This is a genomic window from Rhizobium sp. CSW-27 (genome assembly GCF_018760785.1).
Lineage (GTDB): Bacteria > Pseudomonadota > Alphaproteobacteria > Rhizobiales > Rhizobiaceae > Neorhizobium.
The window spans coordinates 1-263 of the sequence record NZ_JAHHZO010000090.1; the positions used below are offsets into that span (position 1 = coordinate 1).

Below are 263 nucleotides of genomic sequence, written 5' to 3' on the forward strand. Positions count from 1 at the left end.
CCTGTTCCGCGCAACCGGCGGGCCTGTCCTGAAAGGGCAACCCTACATCGTCGGGGAAAACCGGCCGGAACTGTTCGTGCCGGACCAGAATGGAAAGATCGTGCCGCGCGTCCCCTCGATGCCGCGCATGCCGGATATTTCGCACATGCGATCGGCCGGCGGCATGAGCATCGATGCGCGCACGACCATTCAGGCGAGTGGCAATCGCGAAACGGATGCCGAGCTGATGGCCTGGGCGGCAAAGCGGGATGCCGAATTGCCCT

Annotated in this window: 1 pseudogene; it reads left to right on the forward strand. The window is 64.3% G+C overall.

Going from position 1 to position 263, the window contains the following annotated elements:
* Positions 1-263: pseudogene (locus KLP42_RS26745) on the forward strand (hypothetical protein); the annotation flags it as partial.